Annotated in this window: 11 protein-coding genes and 1 pseudogene; 6 read left to right on the top strand and 6 right to left on the bottom strand. The window is 69.8% G+C overall.

The features are described 5' to 3' along the window. Window positions 1–221 precede the first annotated feature (221 nt). The 3 genes from AB0C46_RS33015 (at window position 222) to AB0C46_RS33005 (ending at window position 1,468) form a co-directional block, all read left to right on the top strand. Window positions 222–431, top strand: a complete 210-nt coding sequence (locus AB0C46_RS33015; RefSeq protein WP_362832372.1) for an MbtH family protein — start codon at window positions 222–224, stop codon at window positions 429–431. Window positions 432–637: 206 nt separating this feature from the next. Then, window positions 638–796 (top strand): hypothetical protein, encoded by a 159-nt coding sequence (locus AB0C46_RS33010; protein ID WP_362832371.1) that lies wholly within the window; start codon window positions 638–640, stop codon window positions 794–796. A gap of 24 nt (window positions 797–820) precedes the next feature. Then, window positions 821–1,468: a hypothetical protein gene (locus AB0C46_RS33005; RefSeq protein WP_362832369.1), complete on the top strand. Its 648-nt coding sequence runs from the start codon at window positions 821–823 to the stop codon at window positions 1,466–1,468. Here AB0C46_RS33005 and AB0C46_RS33000 read toward each other — a convergent pair. Next, window positions 1,411–2,142: an FAD-dependent monooxygenase gene (locus AB0C46_RS33000; RefSeq protein WP_362832368.1), complete on the bottom strand. Its 732-nt coding sequence runs from the start codon at window positions 2,140–2,142 to the stop codon at window positions 1,411–1,413. The genes AB0C46_RS33005 and AB0C46_RS33000 overlap by 58 nt on opposite strands. 157 nt (window positions 2,143–2,299) lie before the next feature. After that, window positions 2,300–2,737 (bottom strand): annotated as a pseudogene (locus tag AB0C46_RS32995) (FAD-dependent monooxygenase); the annotation flags it as partial. A gap of 141 nt (window positions 2,738–2,878) precedes the next feature. Between AB0C46_RS32995 and AB0C46_RS32990 the strand changes: the two are divergent. Next, complete coding sequence (locus AB0C46_RS32990; RefSeq protein ID WP_362832366.1) at window positions 2,879–3,334, top strand: MerR family transcriptional regulator; 456 nt, start codon at window positions 2,879–2,881, stop codon at window positions 3,332–3,334. A 373-nt stretch (window positions 3,335–3,707) separates the two neighbouring features. Continuing rightward, the gene (locus AB0C46_RS32985) at window positions 3,708–7,082 is read left to right on the top strand and encodes a pyruvate carboxylase (RefSeq protein WP_362832364.1); all 3,375 of its coding nucleotides are present in this window, start codon (window positions 3,708–3,710) and stop codon (window positions 7,080–7,082) included. Between the two features lie 233 nt (window positions 7,083–7,315). Here AB0C46_RS32985 and AB0C46_RS32980 read toward each other — a convergent pair whose 3' ends face one another. From AB0C46_RS32980 to AB0C46_RS32970, 3 genes are all read right to left on the bottom strand, one after another. After that, on the bottom strand, window positions 7,316–8,494 hold the full coding sequence (locus AB0C46_RS32980; protein ID WP_362832363.1) for a macrolide family glycosyltransferase: 1,179 nt from the start codon (window positions 8,492–8,494) through the stop codon (window positions 7,316–7,318). A gap of 179 nt (window positions 8,495–8,673) precedes the next feature. Continuing rightward, the gene (locus AB0C46_RS32975; RefSeq protein ID WP_362832378.1) at window positions 8,674–9,681 is read right to left on the bottom strand and encodes an extracellular solute-binding protein; all 1,008 of its coding nucleotides are present in this window, start codon (window positions 9,679–9,681) and stop codon (window positions 8,674–8,676) included. A 596-nt stretch (window positions 9,682–10,277) separates the two neighbouring features. Then, entirely contained in the window at window positions 10,278–13,115 is a 2,838-nt protein-coding gene (locus tag AB0C46_RS32970; protein WP_362832362.1) for a SpoIIE family protein phosphatase, read from the bottom strand. 267 nt (window positions 13,116–13,382) lie between these two features. Between AB0C46_RS32970 and AB0C46_RS32965 the strand changes: the two genes are divergently transcribed. After that, a complete protein-coding gene (locus AB0C46_RS32965; RefSeq protein WP_362832360.1) occupies window positions 13,383–14,951 on the top strand; it encodes an alpha/beta hydrolase in 1,569 nt (522 codons plus the stop codon). Window positions 14,952–15,125: 174 nt separating this feature from the next. Here the strand turns inward: AB0C46_RS32965 and AB0C46_RS32960 are convergent, their stop codons facing one another. Continuing rightward, window positions 15,126–16,976, bottom strand: a complete 1,851-nt coding sequence (locus tag AB0C46_RS32960; RefSeq protein ID WP_362832358.1) for a beta-galactosidase family protein — start codon at window positions 16,974–16,976, stop codon at window positions 15,126–15,128. Window positions 16,977–17,008 lie beyond the last annotated feature (32 nt).

Genomic DNA, 17,008 nt, shown 5'->3' with positions numbered 1-17,008 from the left:
CCTTCCGGACCGCTGCTCATCAAGCACATCGGGAAGCTAGCAGATACCCGGTCTGACCTGCGAAGACAGCTCAGTTAGTTCGGTTAACAGGCCTGCCGCACCGGCGTGCCCGCTCACCGCACAGGGAGCGGGCACCGACCTGCCCATCGGTACGATGGTCGCAGGCCGCACGGACGACCAACTGGGCTTTTCACCGCACCGTCCATGAGGAGTGACCACGTATGACGACCAACCCGTTCGAGGACCAGCAGGGCCGCTTCCTGGTCCTGGTCAACGACGAGAACCAGCACTCACTGTGGCCGTCCTTCGCCGAGGTACCGGCCGGATGGCGGACCGTCTTCGGCGAGGACACCCGCGAGGCGTGCCTCGCCTACGTGGAGACCAATTGGACCGACCTGCGTCCCGCGAGTCTGATCGCCCAGCAGAGCTGACCCGCTGACGCGATACCGCCGCCCGGCCGTGCGCCGGGCGGCGGTCTGCCGGCGACGGGGGCTCGCGCCGGCGGAGTGCGCGTCGTCGATGAGGAAGGGCGCTGGCGGGCGTTGATCGGGTTGAACAGGCCGAGGAAGCAGAGCGCGACCGCGGTCGCCGTGCCGATGCTCACCGAGCCGCCGTCGACCAGGAGGTCCTCCAGGACGTGGAACTCCCCGAATGGACGGGCAACGACATGGCCCAGGCCGTCGTCGACCTCAGTTTCCGCTTCCCCCAGGGGCAATTGGCCGTCGTCAACGCCCTCGACGAGAACGGGTTGACCTTCGCGCTCCCTCGCGCTCCCCGAGAATACTGTCTGCCGTAAGCAGCCCGACAACAGGTGCCCCGCATGGATGAACCAATGACCCACCCCGAAGACCGACACCTGCAGGCGACCCTCAGCCGGCTGCTGCTGGACCACCTCAACGCCCCCATCGCCGAAGGCTGCCACCTGCGCGGCGTCCTGCCTGCCCCCGGCGCCGTACGCGTCGCTATCCACGCCTGCGACGACGAAGGCAGCGAAACCTTCCGTTTGCTCTACGAGATCCCCCACGAAACAACCGTGGGCCCCGCCTACATCCCCGGCATCCTGCGTACCGTCCTCACCGGGACCCAGATCTACAGCAGCGACGACGTCAGCGAGGCCATGGGGATGACCCTCATCCGCCTCCACCCGGAGAAGATCACCCCCGCACCCGAGCCCGAAGAGGGCCAAGCGCTCAGCATGCTGCGCGCCCTGTCCGACCCCGACCCCGCCCCCGACCCCGAGGACGACGCCCCCTTCCTGATCGGCTTCCTGATGAACGGCGACGGTCGGCTGCGCCTGTACGTGCAGCATCCCGGCCGCACCGGCATCATCGGCGCCGACATCCGCCTGGCCGAAACGCTGACCGCGCTGATCGCCGCGCTCCCCTCCCTCGTCAAGGAAGAGGAGCGCCATCAGCCGGCGCCGGACGACCCGCACTGCGATGCCGTCGTCGATCTGACCAGCTGGTAGGGCCACTGGGGCCGCAGCCCCAAGTCGCGAAGCGCGTCCTGGAGGGACTCCCTTGTGGCGCCGCGCCAGGCCACGAATCCGTCAGGCCTTACCAACACGGCGTCGCCCAGGGTGTTCAGGTCGTGGACGTGCGGTTCGATGCCGAGGGAAGCAGCCGTCGCCTGCCACCGGCCGTCACCCGGCTCGACGAACAGGGTCCAGCGCGAGCCTGCCAGGTCCAGGGTGGGATGCATGTGGCGCGAGAGGGCGAGGGACGCCCGGGCGGCGGCACGGCGTTCGGGCTCGTAGGTGTCCAGGAGCGCCGGGGTGAACTGCTCGTGCAGGACGGCGGCGGTCTTCCAGGCGAGGTTGTGGCCGTCCTGGATTCCGGTGTTCATGCCGAGTCCGCCCGCGGAGCTCTGCACATGCGCCGCGTCACCGGCCAGGAAGACCCTGCCCTGGCGGAAGGAGGCGGCCATACCGATGGCGGCCTCCCAGGCGTTGACGGCGTGCAACTCGATCGGGATCGCCTCGTCACCGATCGCGGCCCGGAGCAGTTCGAGGGTCTTGTCCTCGGACAGGCCGGTCAGGCCGTCGGGCTTCCCGGGGTAATCCATGATGTGCGAGGACCACTGGTCTCGCCCGTTCTTCGAGAGCAACGTCGCGTACACCTGCTCGTTGCGCACGAAGCACATGTGCGTTCCCCACTCCCGCAGGAACGGCCCGAGATCGGCGCGGAAGATGCGGTGTTGAGGCGCGCGACGACCTCCCGGTCGGGCACGGTGATCCCCAGGTGACCGCGAGGTGACCGCGTACGTCGCTGTGTGCCCCGTCCGCCCCGATGACATAGCCGGCGGTGATCTCCCGTTCCGCACCCGTGGCCGTGTCGATGAGCTGTGCGCGCACATGGTCGGCCTCGGGGACGAGGCCGACCAGCCGTGTGCCGCACCGGATGTTGCCACCACCGCGGCGTAGCTCGTCCAGTGCCAGGCGCTGCACCTGGTCATGCGTCAAGGTCAGGCGGGGATTCACCGGGCTGCAGGTCTCCAGCAGCCTGGCGTAGCGCGTGGGCAGCCCTCCCCGGTGCACGGTCTCGCCGAGGCCCCGGCCCTTGAAGACCGTCCGCATCGGCGCGCCGCCCTCCCAGCCGGCCTCCTCCAGCACCGGCCCCAGGCCAAGGGCACGGAACGTCTCCAACGTGCGCAGACTCGTGCTCGCCCGCGGCGCCGCCGGTACTGCGTCCCGCTTTTCGATGACCAGAGGCTGGACACCCCAGTGGGCGAGGAACATCCCCGTCGAGAGCCCGACCGGACCGCCGCCCACCACCAGCACCGGCACCTCTTGCATACGCATCACCTGCTCCTTTGACGGCTCCCGGCTGATCGACACCCACCGTGCACGCTCAAGCCGACTTGAGCGCAAGATGGAGCGGTGACAGACAAGCGCTACTCGATCAGCCAGATCGCCCGATGCTTCGGTGTGCCGGTATCGACGCTGCGTTACTACGACGACCTGGGACTCCTCCCCGCGGCCGAACGCCGTGGGAACGTGCGCTACTACGGTCACACCGAACTGCGCCGACTCGCCCTCATCCAGCGTCTGCACCACCGCGGCCTGATCAGCCTGGCCGACACCGCAAAATTGATCACCGAGAGCCCAGCCACGGATCAGCCCCCGGGCCGCGAGGTACTGACCGCGTCCATCGAGACGATCAAGGACCGGATCCACGATCTGCAGACCGCCCAACAGCTCCTTGAGCACCTGCTGACCTGCCCGAAGACCGACCCGGTACGTAACTGCACCCCGCTGCGCACCGAACTCGGCCAAGCCGTCGACCACGCACTCACCGCACACGATGCCCGGGCAGACCGCGGCCGGACGCACTAGGGCCGGATGCGCTAGGGACCGGACTCACTAGGACCGGATGCACTAGAACCGGACTCACTAGGACCGGATGCACCAGGGAGGTGCCCCCGGCCAGGGTGCTGCGCGCGATACCCCTGCGGCGGCCGCCGGCACCGGTTCCGCCACCGGCAAGCCTTGCTGGGCTGCTAGGTGTTTCTGCAGGTCAGAGGTAGTTTGGAGGGAAACGCCAGGTGGGTATGTGTCGGCATATCGCGCCACCTCTGACCGGGCTCATGCTGACCCCTCGCCGAGCCACCTGGCACCTCACCAGGTAAAAGTCACTGCGGGCCCGGTGTCTGATCTGCCCGTCGCGGACACTACGGTGTCCGTCAACGGCAGGCTGAAGGGATCGAGCATGTTCCGCAAGGTACTGGTCGCCAATCGTGGCGAGATCGCGATTCGCGCTTTCCGCGCCAGCTATGAGCTGGGCGCGAAAACCGTTGCCGTCTTCCCGCACGAGGACCGCAATTCACTGCACCGGCTGAAGGCCGACGAGGCACATGAGATCGGCGAGCCGGGACACCCGGTACGCGCCTACCTCTCCGTGGAGGAGATCGTCCGTGCCGCACGCCGGGCGGGCGCGGACGCGGTCTACCCGGGCTACGGGTTCCTGTCCGAAAACCCCGACCTGCCGCGTGCCTGCGAGGAGGCGGGCATCACGTTCGTCGGGCCGGGCACGGACACGCTCGAACTGACCGGGAACAAGGCGCGCGCGGTGGCCGCCGCGCGCGCGGCCGGCGTACCGGTACTCGGTTCCTCGGAGCCCTCCACCGACGTGGACGAACTGGTCCGCGCCGCCGAGGACATCGGCTTCCCCGTCTTCGTCAAGGCGGTCGCCGGCGGCGGCGGGCGCGGTATGCGCCGCGTCGAGGACCCCGGCATGCTGCGCGAGTCCATCGAGGCGGCGGCCCGCGAGGCCGCGTCCGCGTTCGGCGACCCCACCGTCTTCCTGGAGAAGGCCGTCGTCGACCCCCGCCACATCGAGGTGCAGATCCTCGCCGACGGGGACGGCAACGTCATCCACCTCTTCGAGCGCGACTGCTCGCTGCAACGCCGGCACCAGAAGGTGATCGAACTCGCGCCCGCGCCGAACCTCGACCCGGAGCTGCGCGAGCGGATCTGCGCCGACGCCGTGCAGTTCGCCCGGCAGATCGGCTACCGCAATGCGGGCACCGTGGAGTTCCTGCTCGACCGCGACGGGAACCACGTCTTCATCGAGATGAACCCGCGCATCCAGGTCGAGCACACGGTGACCGAGGAGGTCACCGACGTCGACCTGGTACAGGCGCAGCTGCGGATCGCCGCAGGGGAGACGCTGGCCGATCTCGGCCTCACGCAGGACACGGTCGCGCTGCACGGCGCCGCGCTGCAATGCCGTATCACCACCGAGGACCCCGCCAACGGCTTCCGCCCGGACACCGGCAGGATCAGCGCCTACCGGTCGCCGGGCGGCTCGGGGATCCGCCTGGACGGCGGCACCACGCACGCCGGTACGGAGATCAGCGCGCACTTCGATTCGATGCTGGTCAAGCTCACCTGCAGGGGCAGGGACTTCGACACCGCCGTCGGCCGGGCGCGGCGCGCCGTGGCCGAGTTCCGCATCCGCGGCGTGGCCACGAACATCCCGTTCCTGCAAGCGGTGCTCGACGACCCGGACTTCCGGGCCGGGCGGGTCACCACATCGTTCATCGAAGAGCGCCCGCACCTGCTCACCGCGCGCCACTCCGCCGACCGCGGCACGAAGCTGCTCACCTACCTCGCGGACGTGACGGTGAACAAGCCGCACGGCGCACGGCCCCAGCTGATCGATCCGACCACCAAGCTGCCGCCCGTGCCCGCCACCGAACCGCCCGCCGGCTCCCGGCAGCGGCTCGCCGAGCTCGGCCCGGAAGGGTTCGCCCGGTGGCTGCGTGAGTCACCGGTCATCGGAGTCACCGACACCACCTTCCGGGACGCCCACCAGTCACTGCTCGCCACCCGGGTCCGCACCAGGGACATGCTCGCCGTCGCCCCGGTGGTGGCGCGGACGGTGCCGCAACTGCTGTCCCTGGAGTGCTGGGGCGGCGCCACCTACGACGTCGCGCTCCGCTTCCTCGCCGAGGACCCCTGGGAGCGCCTGGCCGCACTCCGTGAAGCCGTACCGAACATCTGCCTGCAGATGCTGCTGCGCGGTCGCAACACCGTGGGCTACACGCCGTACCCGACCGAGGTGACCGACGCCTTCGTGCAGGAGGCCGCGGCCACCGGTATCGACATCTTCCGGATCTTCGACGCGCTCAACGATGTCGGGCAGATGCGGCCCGCCATCGACGCCGTACGGGAGACCGGAACGGCCGTCGCCGAGGTCGCCCTGTGCTACACCTCCGACCTGTCCGACCCGTCCGAGCGGCTGTACACACTGGACTACTACCTCCGCCTGGCCGAGCAGATCGTGGACGCCGGCGCCCACGTCCTGGCCATCAAGGACATGGCGGGGCTGCTCCGCGCGCCGGCCGCCGAGAAGCTCGTCTCGGCCCTGCGCCGCGAGTTCGACCTGCCGGTGCACCTGCACACCCACGACACCGCGGGCGGCCAGCTGGCCACCTATCTCGCCGCGGTCCGGGCCGGCGCGGACGCCGTGGACGGTGCGGTGGCGTCCATGGCCGGCACCACCTCGCAGCCTTCGCTGTCGGCGATCGTGGCCGCGACCGACCACAGCGAACGGCCCACCGGGCTGGACCTGAAGGCGATCGGGGACCTGGAGCCGTACTGGGAGAGCGTCCGCAGGATCTACGCGCCGTTCGAGGCGGGCCTGGCCGCACCGACCGGCCGCGTGTACCACCACGAGATCCCCGGCGGGCAGCTGTCCAACCTCCGCACGCAGGCAGTCGCGCTCGGCCTGGGCGACCGCTTCGAGGAGATCGAGGCGATGTACGCCGCCGCCGACCGGATTCTCGGCCGCCTGGTGAAGGTGACCCCGTCGTCCAAGGTGGTCGGGGACCTGGCCCTGCACCTGGTCGGCGCCGGGGTGAAGCCGGCGGACTTCGAGGCGACGCCGAACGAGTTCGACATCCCCGATTCCGTCATCGGCTTCCTGCGCGGAGAGTTGGGCAACCCGCCCGGCGGGTGGCCGGAGCCGTTCCGCGCCAAGGCGCTGGAAGGCCGCGCCGAACCCAGGCCCGTGCAGGAACTGACCGCGGACGACCGTGGGGGACTGGAGACGGACCGGCGCGCCACGCTCAACCGGCTGCTGTTCCCCGGGCCGGCGCGCGACTTCGACACACACCGTCAGGCCTACGGCGACACCAGCGTGCTGGACAGCAAGGACTTCTTCTACGGGCTGCGCTCCGGAACGGAGTACGCCGTCGACCTTGAGCCGGGCGTACGGCTCCTGATCGAGCTGGAGGCGGTCGGCGAGGCCGACGAACGCGGAATGCGCACCGTGGTGTCCACCCTGAACGGCCAGCTGCGGCCGATCCAGGTACGCGACGCCGCAGCGGCCGCCGACGTACCGGTGACGGAGAAGGCCGACCGGGCCAACCCCGGCCACGTCGCCGCGCCGTTCGCCGGAGTGGTGACGCTCTCGGTGGCCGAGGGCGACGAGGTGGCGGCCGGTACCACAGTGGCCACCATCGAGGCGATGAAGATGGAGGCCGCCATCACCGCCCCGAAGGCCGGGCGGGTGGCCAGGCTGGCCATCAACCAGATCCAGCAGGTGGAGGGCGGCGACCTCCTCATCGACATCGGGTGAATCGCTGAATCGTCGGTGAGCTCACCCTGTGCAGCCCGGCCTTCGCCTCGCTGTGGCCCCAGCACAACCGCACGCGCCCCGGCCCGCTCTGCGCGCCGGGGCGCTGGCGTCCGACCGTGCCTCGCCGTATCGGAGGGGCGCGACATGACGACCGGCTACGCCGGCGCTCGCATGCCCGCGCAAGCCCGCGAGCAGCAGGAGCGGCCCGGCGCACCGGTGTCATGGGGTGGACCTCAGCGAAGGTATTCCTCGATCACCTCCGCGCCGCGGACGGCTCCGCCGCTGTCCCTGACCACCGTGCGCATCCGGTCGAGATGGGTGCGCACGGTGGAGTCGGAGGCGACTTGGGTGACCGCGGCGCGCAAGGCCTCGGCGGTGACCGTGGCGGTGTCCAGCTGCACGCCGAGCCCCAGTTCCTGGACGCGTCCGGCATTGGCGGCCTGTTCGGGCATCTGGGGGACAGTGATCAGTCCCACGCCGTAATACAGGGCCTCCATGGTGGAGTTCATCCCCGCGTGGGAGATGAATACGTCGGCATGCCGTAGTACGGCCGGCTGCGGGAAGTACGGTCGGACGTCGATGGTGGGCGGAATTTCTCCGAGCGCTGCCCGGTCCAGATTGCCGATGGCCATGGCCACTTGGTAGGGCCCCTCGCCGAAGGCTTCGATGCAGGTGCGGAAGAACTCGGGCCGGTCATTGAAGACCGTGCCCAGCGAAATGAACAGTACGGGCGACTCGGGATCGGCCGGCGACCACGGTTCGGCGTGCTCCCGGGCACCCAAGGAGGGGCCGATGAAGTGGAATCGTTCGTCGAAGGTGTCACCGGCGGGCTGGAATGCCCTGGGTATGAACACAAGGTTCAGCTTTTCGGTGAAGTTCAGGACGCTCTGCGGGTCGAGCGTGACACCGAGTTCGGCGGAGAAGTCCGCACATTCGGCGGCGAGCGTGGCCAGCAGGGGATTCTCGTCGCCGGCTTCGGCCATGACATCGTCGAACAGCGAGAACGCTTCGTTCGAGGCAAAGTTGGGAATGAACCGCACGGCGGGCAGGCCCAGTTGTTCGGCGACGACCCGGGCAGGCCAGTTCATGACGTCGTAACAGATCGCGTCCGGTGACTCCGCGGCGCAGTACTCTCGCAGCACCGGGTGCAGGGCACGCATCTCCGCGAACATGCTCCGCATCCAGGCGGGGATCTCTTCGGGGCCGAAGTTGCGGGGCGGATTCAGTACTTCGGGCGACTGCAGCTTCAACTCCACCCAGTGCGCGCCGGCCTTGGTCACCGCGTCGGAGTGCTCCGCAGTCGTGGCGTAGTCCACGCGGTGCCCCCGGCGGACGAGTTCCTCGACCAGCGGCAGCGTGGGGTTGACATGCCCGTGTCCGAAAAGGGCTACAAATAGTAGGTGTTTCGCCATGTAGCCGATCGTACCGAGCCGGGATTTCCACTCCTCGGTTCCCCCGTTCACTTTCGGCCGCCGAAGGAGCCCGCCCTGCGGCAGAGGCCGGGGCCCGCAGCAGACGACCCGCAGGGTGACCCCGACCAGTGCAGCATCATCCCCCGCGGACCGTTCGAGGACCGGGAGGTGAGGGTGGATCAGCCTCCGACGGCCTTGCCCCAGTTCTCACGGACGGTGCGCAGCGCCTTGGTCAGCTGGGCCTCGGTCGGGAACTGGGGTGTGCCCTCGACCGTCGGCAGCCGTGCGGCCAGGGCTTTGTTGAGGGTGCCGTCCTTCGCCATGGCGGCCATCAGCACCGGTCGGGCGTAGTCCACCAGGCGGAGGTTCTGGCCTTCCGGACTGAAGAGGTACTCCTCCCACAGTCGCGCCGCGGCCGGGTGGGGGGCGTCTTTGTTGATCGCCTGGGCGTAGTACTGCGAGAAGCTGCCGTCGAAGGGAATGGAGACCTTCCAGTCCACGTCCGTCCCGCGGAGCTGGTTGATGTGCTGCAGGTTGAGGTAGTCCCACTCGATGCTGATGGGTGTCCTGCCCTTGGCGATCGCAGCCGGGCCGGGGTCGGCCCGGTTGTAGTTGCCGGCCTTGTCGAGCCGGGCGAAGAAGTCGATTCCCGGCTGGATGTCGTCGAACGACCCCCCGTTGGCGAGCGCCGCCGCGTACACGGCGGCGAAGGCCGATCCCGCGATCGTGGGTTCGCCGTACATCGAGACCAGGCCCTTGTACTCCGGCTGGAGCAGATCCGCGCAGGACGTGGGGCAGGTCCGGACGCGGGCGGTGTCGCAGCCGATGGACACGTAGCCACCGTAGTTGTTGTACCAGTGGGCCCTGGCGTCCTTCTGCTCCGGTGGGATCTGGTCGAACTGCGCGACGCGGTACGGGGCCAGCAGGTGCTGCCGCGCCGCGGACTGGGCGAAGGAATCCGCGAGGTCGAGCACGTCGGGGGCGCGCTCCCGGCCACGGTAGCGCTTCAGGGCATCGATCTCCTGCTGGCTGTGGCCGTGCGGATTGTCGACGACAACCTTGATGCCGTACTTCGTCTCGAAGCCGTCGATCAGCCCTCCGTAGTTGGCCCACTGGCGCGGCAGCGCGATCGTGTTGAGTCGGCCCTCCTTCTTCGCCGCCTTGACCAGTGCCGCCGTCCCGCCCACCTCCGCGGCGGACCCGGCCCGGGAGGGCGCGACCGGCCGGGTGGTTCCCCCGTCCTGGCACCCACCGAGACCGAGCGCCGCAAGGCCGAGACAGCACAGGAGCGCGCCCGCACGGACCCGATGATGTGTAGTCACGACGCCTCCAGCAGGACCAGGTGGGGGAGCGGTCCGCCGAGTGGGTGGCGGACGTGGACCAGGGCAAGCCATGACACGTGCGGTCGCATGGCCCGTACAGCGGAGCGGCCCCATCGCCAAGGACGGCGCACGCCCGGAGGTGGCGGAACGCCGAGGTGCCTTGCAGGCTCGCCGGGCGGCCCTCCGCGGCAACTCCCGCAGGGCCGCCGACGCCTGGCGAGCGGTCCTGGCGCCACCCCGCCGCGACGTGTCACCGCCCGGAGTCCGTCTCTGCAGCAATGGTCCGAAGCAGCGTACTCCGCCCCCTTGCAGGCCTCCGTCAGGACGGTGATCGGGCCAGGTCAGGGCGGCGAGTAGGCACCCTGCGCGGAGGGCTCCACCACGCTCGTCCACGGGCGCGGACGCCACGCCACGGCCCCACTACTCCCCACTACTCCCCACTACTCCGCACTACTCCGCACTTACTCCCCGCTGTCCTCCCAACGGCTGAGGAGGTCCTCCTGCGGCTCCTCTTCGGAGGGCAGGGCCTCGGGGCCGATCGCCTGAGCCGCCCAGATCGTCTTGCCCCTGGGGGAGTAGCGCGTGCCCCAGTGTTCGGCGAACTGCGCGACGAGGAAGAGGCCGCGGCCTTCTTCGTCGGTGTCCTTCGCCTGGCGGATGTGCGGGGAGGTGCTGCTGCCGTCGGAGACCTCACAGATCAGGGTGCGGGTGTGCAGGAGCCGCACGTGGATGGGCTCGGCGCCGTAGCGAACGGCGTTGGTGAGCAGTTCGCTGAGGATGAGTTCGGTGCCGTAGGCGATGTCCTGCAGTCCCCAGTCCGCCAACTGGAGGACGCAGGCGTTGCGGACCGGCCCCACCGCCGCCGGGTCGCGGGGCACGTCCCACTCGGCGACGTGTGCCGGGTCCAGCCGCCGGGTCCGGGCCACCAGCAGCGCGACGTCGTCGGCGGACCTGGCGGGCAGCAGCGATTGCATCACGGTGGTGCAGGTGTCCTCCGGCGTACGGTCCGGTCCGGCGAGAGCCGTACGCAGCGCTTCCAGTCCCGTGTCCAGGTCGCGGCTGCGGTTCTCGACCAGCCCGTCGGTGTAGAGCACCAGCCGGGAGCCCTCCGGCAGTGACAGCTCGGCGGTCTCGAAGGGCAGGCCGGTGGCCAGACCCAGCGGCGGGGCGACCGGCGGGTGCAGGAACTCCACCCTCCCGTCCGGGTGCGCCACGGCCGGCGGCAGATGGCCGGCCGTGGCCGCGGTGATCTTCCCGGAGACGGAGTCGTAAACGACAAACAGACAGGTGGCGCCGGTGATCGCCGGTCCCTCCTCGGTGTCCTCGTCCTGGACGTCGATATGGGTCACCAGCTCGTCCAGGTGGCCCAGCAGCTCGTCGGGGGAGAGGTCCAGGGCCGAGAAGTTGTGCACGGCGATGCGCAGCCGGCCCATGGTGGCCGCCGCATGCAGGCCGTGTCCGACCACGTCGCCGACGACCAGCGCCACCCGGGCGCCGGGCAGCGGGATGACGTCGAACCAGTCCCCGCCCACTCCCGCCTGGGCGGGGAGATAGCGGTGCGCCACCTCCAGGGCGTCCTGGTCGGGCAGGCCGCGGGGCATCAGGCTGCGCTGGAGCGTCATCGCCATCGTGCGTTCACGGGTGTAGCGCCGGGCGTTGTCGATCCCCACCGCGGCCCGCCCCGCCAGTTCCTCGGCGAAGGAGAGGTCCTCGTCGTCGAACGGAGGGGAGCTGCCCGAACGCCAGAAGTCCACCAGCCCCAGCACCACTCCCCGGGCGCGCAGCGGTACGACCGCCAAGGAATGCACCCCGTGGTCCAGGATGCGCCGGGCGCGTTCCGGGTCCTGGGACCGCCAGGCGGAAGAGCCGGCCAGGTCCGGCTCCACCATGGAGCGGACCTGGTCCACACTCTCCGCCACCGGGGTGCCCGGGACGAACCGGATCAGCTCGCCGACGGGGTGGAGCGGATGGTCCGGCGCCAGACCGGCGATGGCCGTCCGGCGCAGCTCGGTACCCGCCACGGCCGGCTCCTCGCCTTTCAGGACCGCGTCCAGCAGCTCGACGGTGACGATGTCGGCGAAGCGGGGGACCGCCACCTGCGCCAGTTCCTCGGCAGTGCGCTCGACATTCAGCGTGGAGCCGATCCGTACCCCGGCGTCGTAGAGGAGCCGCAACCGCTCCCGTGCCACCTCGGCGCGCCCTGACAGCCACCTCAGTTCCGTGGTGTCGCGCAGGGTCACCACGCTTCCCTGGTGGGCTCCGTAGCGGGCGGTGGACCGTTTGTTGAGGGCCAGCAGCCTGTCCTGGGCCAGGTGCACCTCGTCGGTGGCGATCCGGTCGGCCGCCAGGAGTCCGGCGGTGCGGTGGTCCAGCCCCAGGTCGCCGACATGGCGCCCCTCTGCGTCCGCCGGCAGGTCCAGGAGCCGCCGGGCCTCGTCGTTGGCCAGGAGCAGCCGCCCGTCGCGGCCGACGATGAGGACACCCTCCCGCACCGCGTGCAGGACCGCATCGTGGTGCTCGTACATTCGGGTCATCTCGGACGGTCCCAGACCGTGCGTCTGCCGGCGCAGCCGACGGCTCACCAGCCCCGCGCCACCTCCGGCGAGTGCCAGCGCCCCGACGGCGGTGCCCAGGAAGATGGGCAGCTGCTGATTGACCGATTTCTGCACCTTCTCCACCGTGACCGGTGCGGAGACGATGGCGACGACCTTGCCCGAGGAGTCCTTGACGGGGGCGGCAGAGATCACGGAGAGGCCCAGGGCGCCCTCGAAGGTCCTGGTGAAGGGCTTGCCCCGGGCGGCGTCGGCATACGGGCCGATGACGTGCTTGCCGATCTGCCGCGGGTCGCTGTGGGTGAGGGTGATCCCGTCGAGCTTGTACACGATGAGGGCGTCGACGCCGGAGGCCTTCCGGGCCGCCTCGGCGAGCGGCTGGAGCTTCGCGGTCGGGTCGTCGCTGTTCAGCGCCTCCTGGAGCCCCCAGGAGTGCGCGAAGGACTCAGCGGCGGCGAGCGTCCGGTGCCGGGCGTCGGTCATGGTGTCCCGCCGGGCCTGGACGACGATGGCCACCACTGCCGCCGCGACCAGCAGCACCACGAGCCCCAGCTGGAGGAGGAAGACCTCCCGGGCGACGCTGCGTGTGGTCAATGAGGGCCGTATGTCCGGCGGAGCTCCGGCCCCCGCAGGACGTTCGTCCTGCTGGTCGCCGGTGTCACGCCCGGTAGGGGGCGCACCCGGAGAGGCGGAACGTCCGGGCGCGCGGCGCAACCAACGCCGGAAACGACCCGTATATCCGCTCATGGTTCACATTTATCCTGCTTCGCCCTGGCGCTGGCAAGACGCGCTACGGCAGTTGCCCCAGGGGCCGGCGAGAGGCCGCCAGGCGGTGGCCCGCACCGGTCCTTGCCGCCCAGCTGGTGTCGTTGCGTGTGCGCCCGTCGACGCTGTGTATGTCGCATGCCCGATTGTGACGGGGCCGATAGCGCGGTGGCGGCGCTTGTGCGCATCCTTCCCGGGATCAGTGAGAGAGCGAGAACGGAGATGCCCATACTCCGCAAAGCCAGAGCCTTGACCGCCGGTGTGCTGGCCGCCACCACATTGGTGGTGACGGGCTGCGGCGTCAGTGGCGCCACAGCGTCCCAGTCCGCCGATGCCAAAGGCGAGAACACGTCCGTCCCGGTGCTGCCCGCGCGCTTCGCGCAGCAGAAGGTTCAGTGGACGGCCTGTGGCAGGGACGTCACCTCCGAGGCCGTGCCCGGCGCGGAGTGCGGCTGGGTGAAGGTGCCTGTCGACTACGCCGCCCCGGCCGGGGAGACCGTCAAACTGCGGGTGTCGCGGGTGCCGGCCAAGGACCACAGCCGTCGGCTGGGGTCACTGCTCTTCAATCCCGGCGGCCCCGGCGCGGGCGGCGCGTCCGACGTGGCCAACGGAAACTGGCAGGCCGGCGGACAGGCTCGGGCCCGCTACGACCTGGTCGGCTTCGACCCACGAGGCATAGCCGGTTCCGGGCAGATCAAGTGCCCCGACGGCGTGGCGCAGGGGCCCGAGAACCCGCCGCGTACCGAAGCGGAGGCCAAGAAGACGTTCGCCGACGCGACCCGACGTGCCCAGGCCTGCAAAAGGGCGAGTGGCGCTGTCCTCGCGCACATGGACAGCGTGAGCGTCGCGCGCGACCTGGATGTGCTGCGTACGGTCCTGGGCGACGCCAAGCTGAATTACACCGGCGTCTCCTACGGCACCTTCATCGGCCAGCAGTACATGAAGCTGTTTCCCGGCAAGGTGGGCCGGATGGTGCTCGACGGTGTCGTCAACCCTGCCGCCGACATGCGGCAGGTCGCCCGTCGCGACGTCAAGACGTCCGAAGACGCGATGCGCCGGTATGCCCAAGACCTCGTCGCGCGCGGCGACGACCGTCTGGGAGCCACGGCCGAGGAGATTCTGCGGAGGGTCACCGACTTCGCCAAGAAGCTGGCGCAGGAGCCCCTGCACGGGACCGACGGCGAGGAATTCACCGACGACACCTTGTCCACGTATCTGGACATGGCCGTGACGGACGAAGCGAGCTGGAAGCCACTGACCAAGGCGCTGGTGGCCGCCCTGGACGGGGATGTGACCGCCTTCGAGCGTCTGGACGCCGGAACGGCCGGCGAGAGCGGTGGCGAGAAGCCGACGCCGCAGGAGGAGCAGGCCGAGGAGAACGAGTCCATGAGCATGCCGGCGGTGCTGTGCCTGGACTCCCCGTCCGCGCCGAAGTCCCCTAAGGAGATGCTCGACACCGCCGACGCGTTCGCCAAGCAGTCGCCGCTCTTCGGCCGTTACTACGCCTGGCAGATGATCGACTGCGCGACGTGGCCGATCACCCCCACCGGTGGGGACGAGCCGATCAAGGCATCCGGGGCGGCACCGGTGCTGCTGGTGTCGTACACCGACGATACGCAAACTCCGCTGGAGAACGCGCAGGCGGTGCACCGGCAGTTGGACAACAGCTCGCTGCTCGTCCGCAAGGGCCAGGGGCACGGGGCGTACGCCTCGGAGAATCCGTCCACCTGCACCGACCGTGCCGTCGACAGATATCTGGTCGGGGGCAAGCTGCCGGACCAGGCCGCCAACTGCCCGCGCCGTGGCGGCCCCTCCTAGGACGAAGCGCTCAACGACGGCTTGGGCAACTGACCCGCCACACCCGCGCCACACCCGCACCGCGCCGCACCGCGCCGCACCGGCCGCCGGAGCGGTACGGAGCGGCCGGTGTGCGGGAGCGGCCCACGGCGTACGGGCGGGGGAGTACGCTCAGGCCTCTCAAAGCGGCAGGACCTAACCGATGTCGGGCTCGGACCGTATGTCGATCCGGTCCCCCGTCCGCTCCATCTCCAGGACGACGAGCTCGTTCCGCCCCCGCCGCCACAGATGGCTCGGTGCGTACAGGGTGACCTGCGGCCCGAGGGACCAGTACCGGCCGAGCGCGAACCCGTTGAGCCACACCATGCCCTTGTCCCAGCCCGGAAAGGCGAGGAAGCCGTCCGCGGGGGTGTCGACAGGGATCCGGGCCCGGTGGAACGCGGGGCCGGTCGGCGTGTCCCCGCTGCCGAACTTCAGGGCCGAGAGGTCGTCGAGAGGCAGTCGGCGGATCTCCCAGTCGCTCAGTTCCTCGTCGTCGAGGAGGACCTTGCCGCTGATTCCCTTGGGGTCATTGAGTCCCTGGCCGAAGTTGATCCGCCCGGTGGGATCGACCAGGAGGTCGAGTGTGCTGGACGCGCCGGCCACGGTGAAGTCGACGGTGTGGTCCGGCTGGTTACGGTCGAAGGTGCCCACACGCTCGCCGTCGCCGAACACCAGCGCACGGTCGCCCAGGCCCGTGACGCGCAGGCCCTTGGTCCCCTGCGGCCCGCCCACCCGAGTGCGGTAGTGGATCAGCCCGTACGACTGCCCGAGCGCCTCCATGTGGACGGGAGCGGTATGCCGTACCGGAGTGCTCAGCGCGTCCAGGGCGTTCATCAGCGGCACCGACTCGCGGACGGTGACCCTCTGGGCCGGCATCCGGCGTGGTGTGGCCGGCAGGGGCGTGCTCGGCAAGGTGGTGTACTTGGCCAGCACGTCGCGCACCTTGTGGAATTTCTCGGTGAGTTCGCCGGATTCGCTGATCGGGGAGTCGTAGTCGTAGCTGGTGACGGTGGGCTGGTAGGCGCTGCCGGTCAGGTTGGCACCCGCGGACCAGCCGAAGTTCGTTCCGCCGACCGCCATATAGAAGTTGATGGACGCTCCCGCTTCGAGGAGCTTTTCCACATCGGCGGCGGTCTGCCCCGGGTCGGTGGTGTGGTGCTGCTCGCCCCAGTGATCGAACCAGCCGTCCCAGAACTCCGTGCAGAACAGGGGCTTGCCCGGCTGGAACTTGCGCAGCTCCGCGAAGGGGCCGGCGGGATCCCCGGCGAAGTTGACGGTCGACAGGAGATCGGGAAGGCTGCCGGCCTTCAGCGCCTCCTGGGTGGCACCGTTGGAGCAGAACAGCAGACTGTCCACGCCCTGCGCCCGCATGGTGTCCCGCAGATGTTCCAGGTGTGCATGGTCGTCGCCGTAGCTGCCGTACTCGTTCTCGACCTGCATGGCGATGATCGGCCCGCCGCGCGTGGCCTGCAGATCGACGAACCGGGGCAGCAGTTCGGCGAACCAGGCGTCAACCGCCCGCTCGTAGGCGGGGTCGGAGCGGCGCAGCGGCGCGTCCTTGTCCTTGAGGAGCCAGGCCGGCAGGCCACCGAAGTCCCATTCCGCGCAGATGTACGGCCCCGGACGCACGATCACCTTCAGCCCGGCCTCGTCCGCGGTCCGGACAAAGGCGGCGACATCGCGCCATCCGGTGAAGTCGGCCTTCTCCTCGTTCGGCTGGTGGAAGTTCCAGGCGACATAGGTCTCCACCGTGTTCAGACCCATGGCCCGCATCCGCAGCAACCGGTCGCGCCAGTCCTTGGGATGCGTCCGGAAGTAGTGAAAGGCGCCCGCGAGGATCCGGAACGGCTCGCCGTCCAGCAGGAATTCGTCACCGCGGACGGTCAGCCCCCGCGGGCTGTCGGCCTCGGCGAAGGTCGTACGGCCGCTGCCCAGGGCGACACCCACGGAAGTGGCCCCCACCACGGCCGCGCTCAGAAATCTACGTCGGCTGAACTGCGTCATGTCTGCTCTCCTCGACTCGACCGGCCGTCATC

This window comes from Streptomyces sp. NPDC048637 (assembly GCF_040650675.1).
Lineage (GTDB): Bacteria > Actinomycetota > Actinomycetes > Streptomycetales > Streptomycetaceae > Streptomyces.
Note: the sequence above shows the minus strand (reverse complement) of the source record. Positions and strands in the feature narration are given on the sequence as shown.

Bases quoted from the DNA above. Each gene is read 5' to 3' on its own strand.
- AB0C46_RS33000 (WP_362832368.1), bottom strand. From the start codon at position 2,142: ATGTGCTTCGTGCGCAACGAGCAGGTGTACGCGACGTTGCTCTCGAAG.
- AB0C46_RS32960 (WP_362832358.1), bottom strand. From the start codon at position 16,976: ATGACGCAGTTCAGCCGACGTAGATTTCTGAGCGCGGCCGTGGTGGGG.
- AB0C46_RS33015 (WP_362832372.1), top strand. From the start codon at position 222: ATGACGACCAACCCGTTCGAGGACCAGCAGGGCCGCTTCCTGGTCCTG.
- AB0C46_RS32970 (WP_362832362.1), bottom strand. From the start codon at position 13,115: ATGAGCGGATATACGGGTCGTTTCCGGCGTTGGTTGCGCCGCGCGCCC.
- AB0C46_RS32980 (WP_362832363.1), bottom strand. From the start codon at position 8,494: ATGGCGAAACACCTACTATTTGTAGCCCTTTTCGGACACGGGCATGTC.
- AB0C46_RS33005 (WP_362832369.1), top strand. From the start codon at position 821: ATGGATGAACCAATGACCCACCCCGAAGACCGACACCTGCAGGCGACC.
- AB0C46_RS32985 (WP_362832364.1), top strand. From the start codon at position 3,708: ATGTTCCGCAAGGTACTGGTCGCCAATCGTGGCGAGATCGCGATTCGC.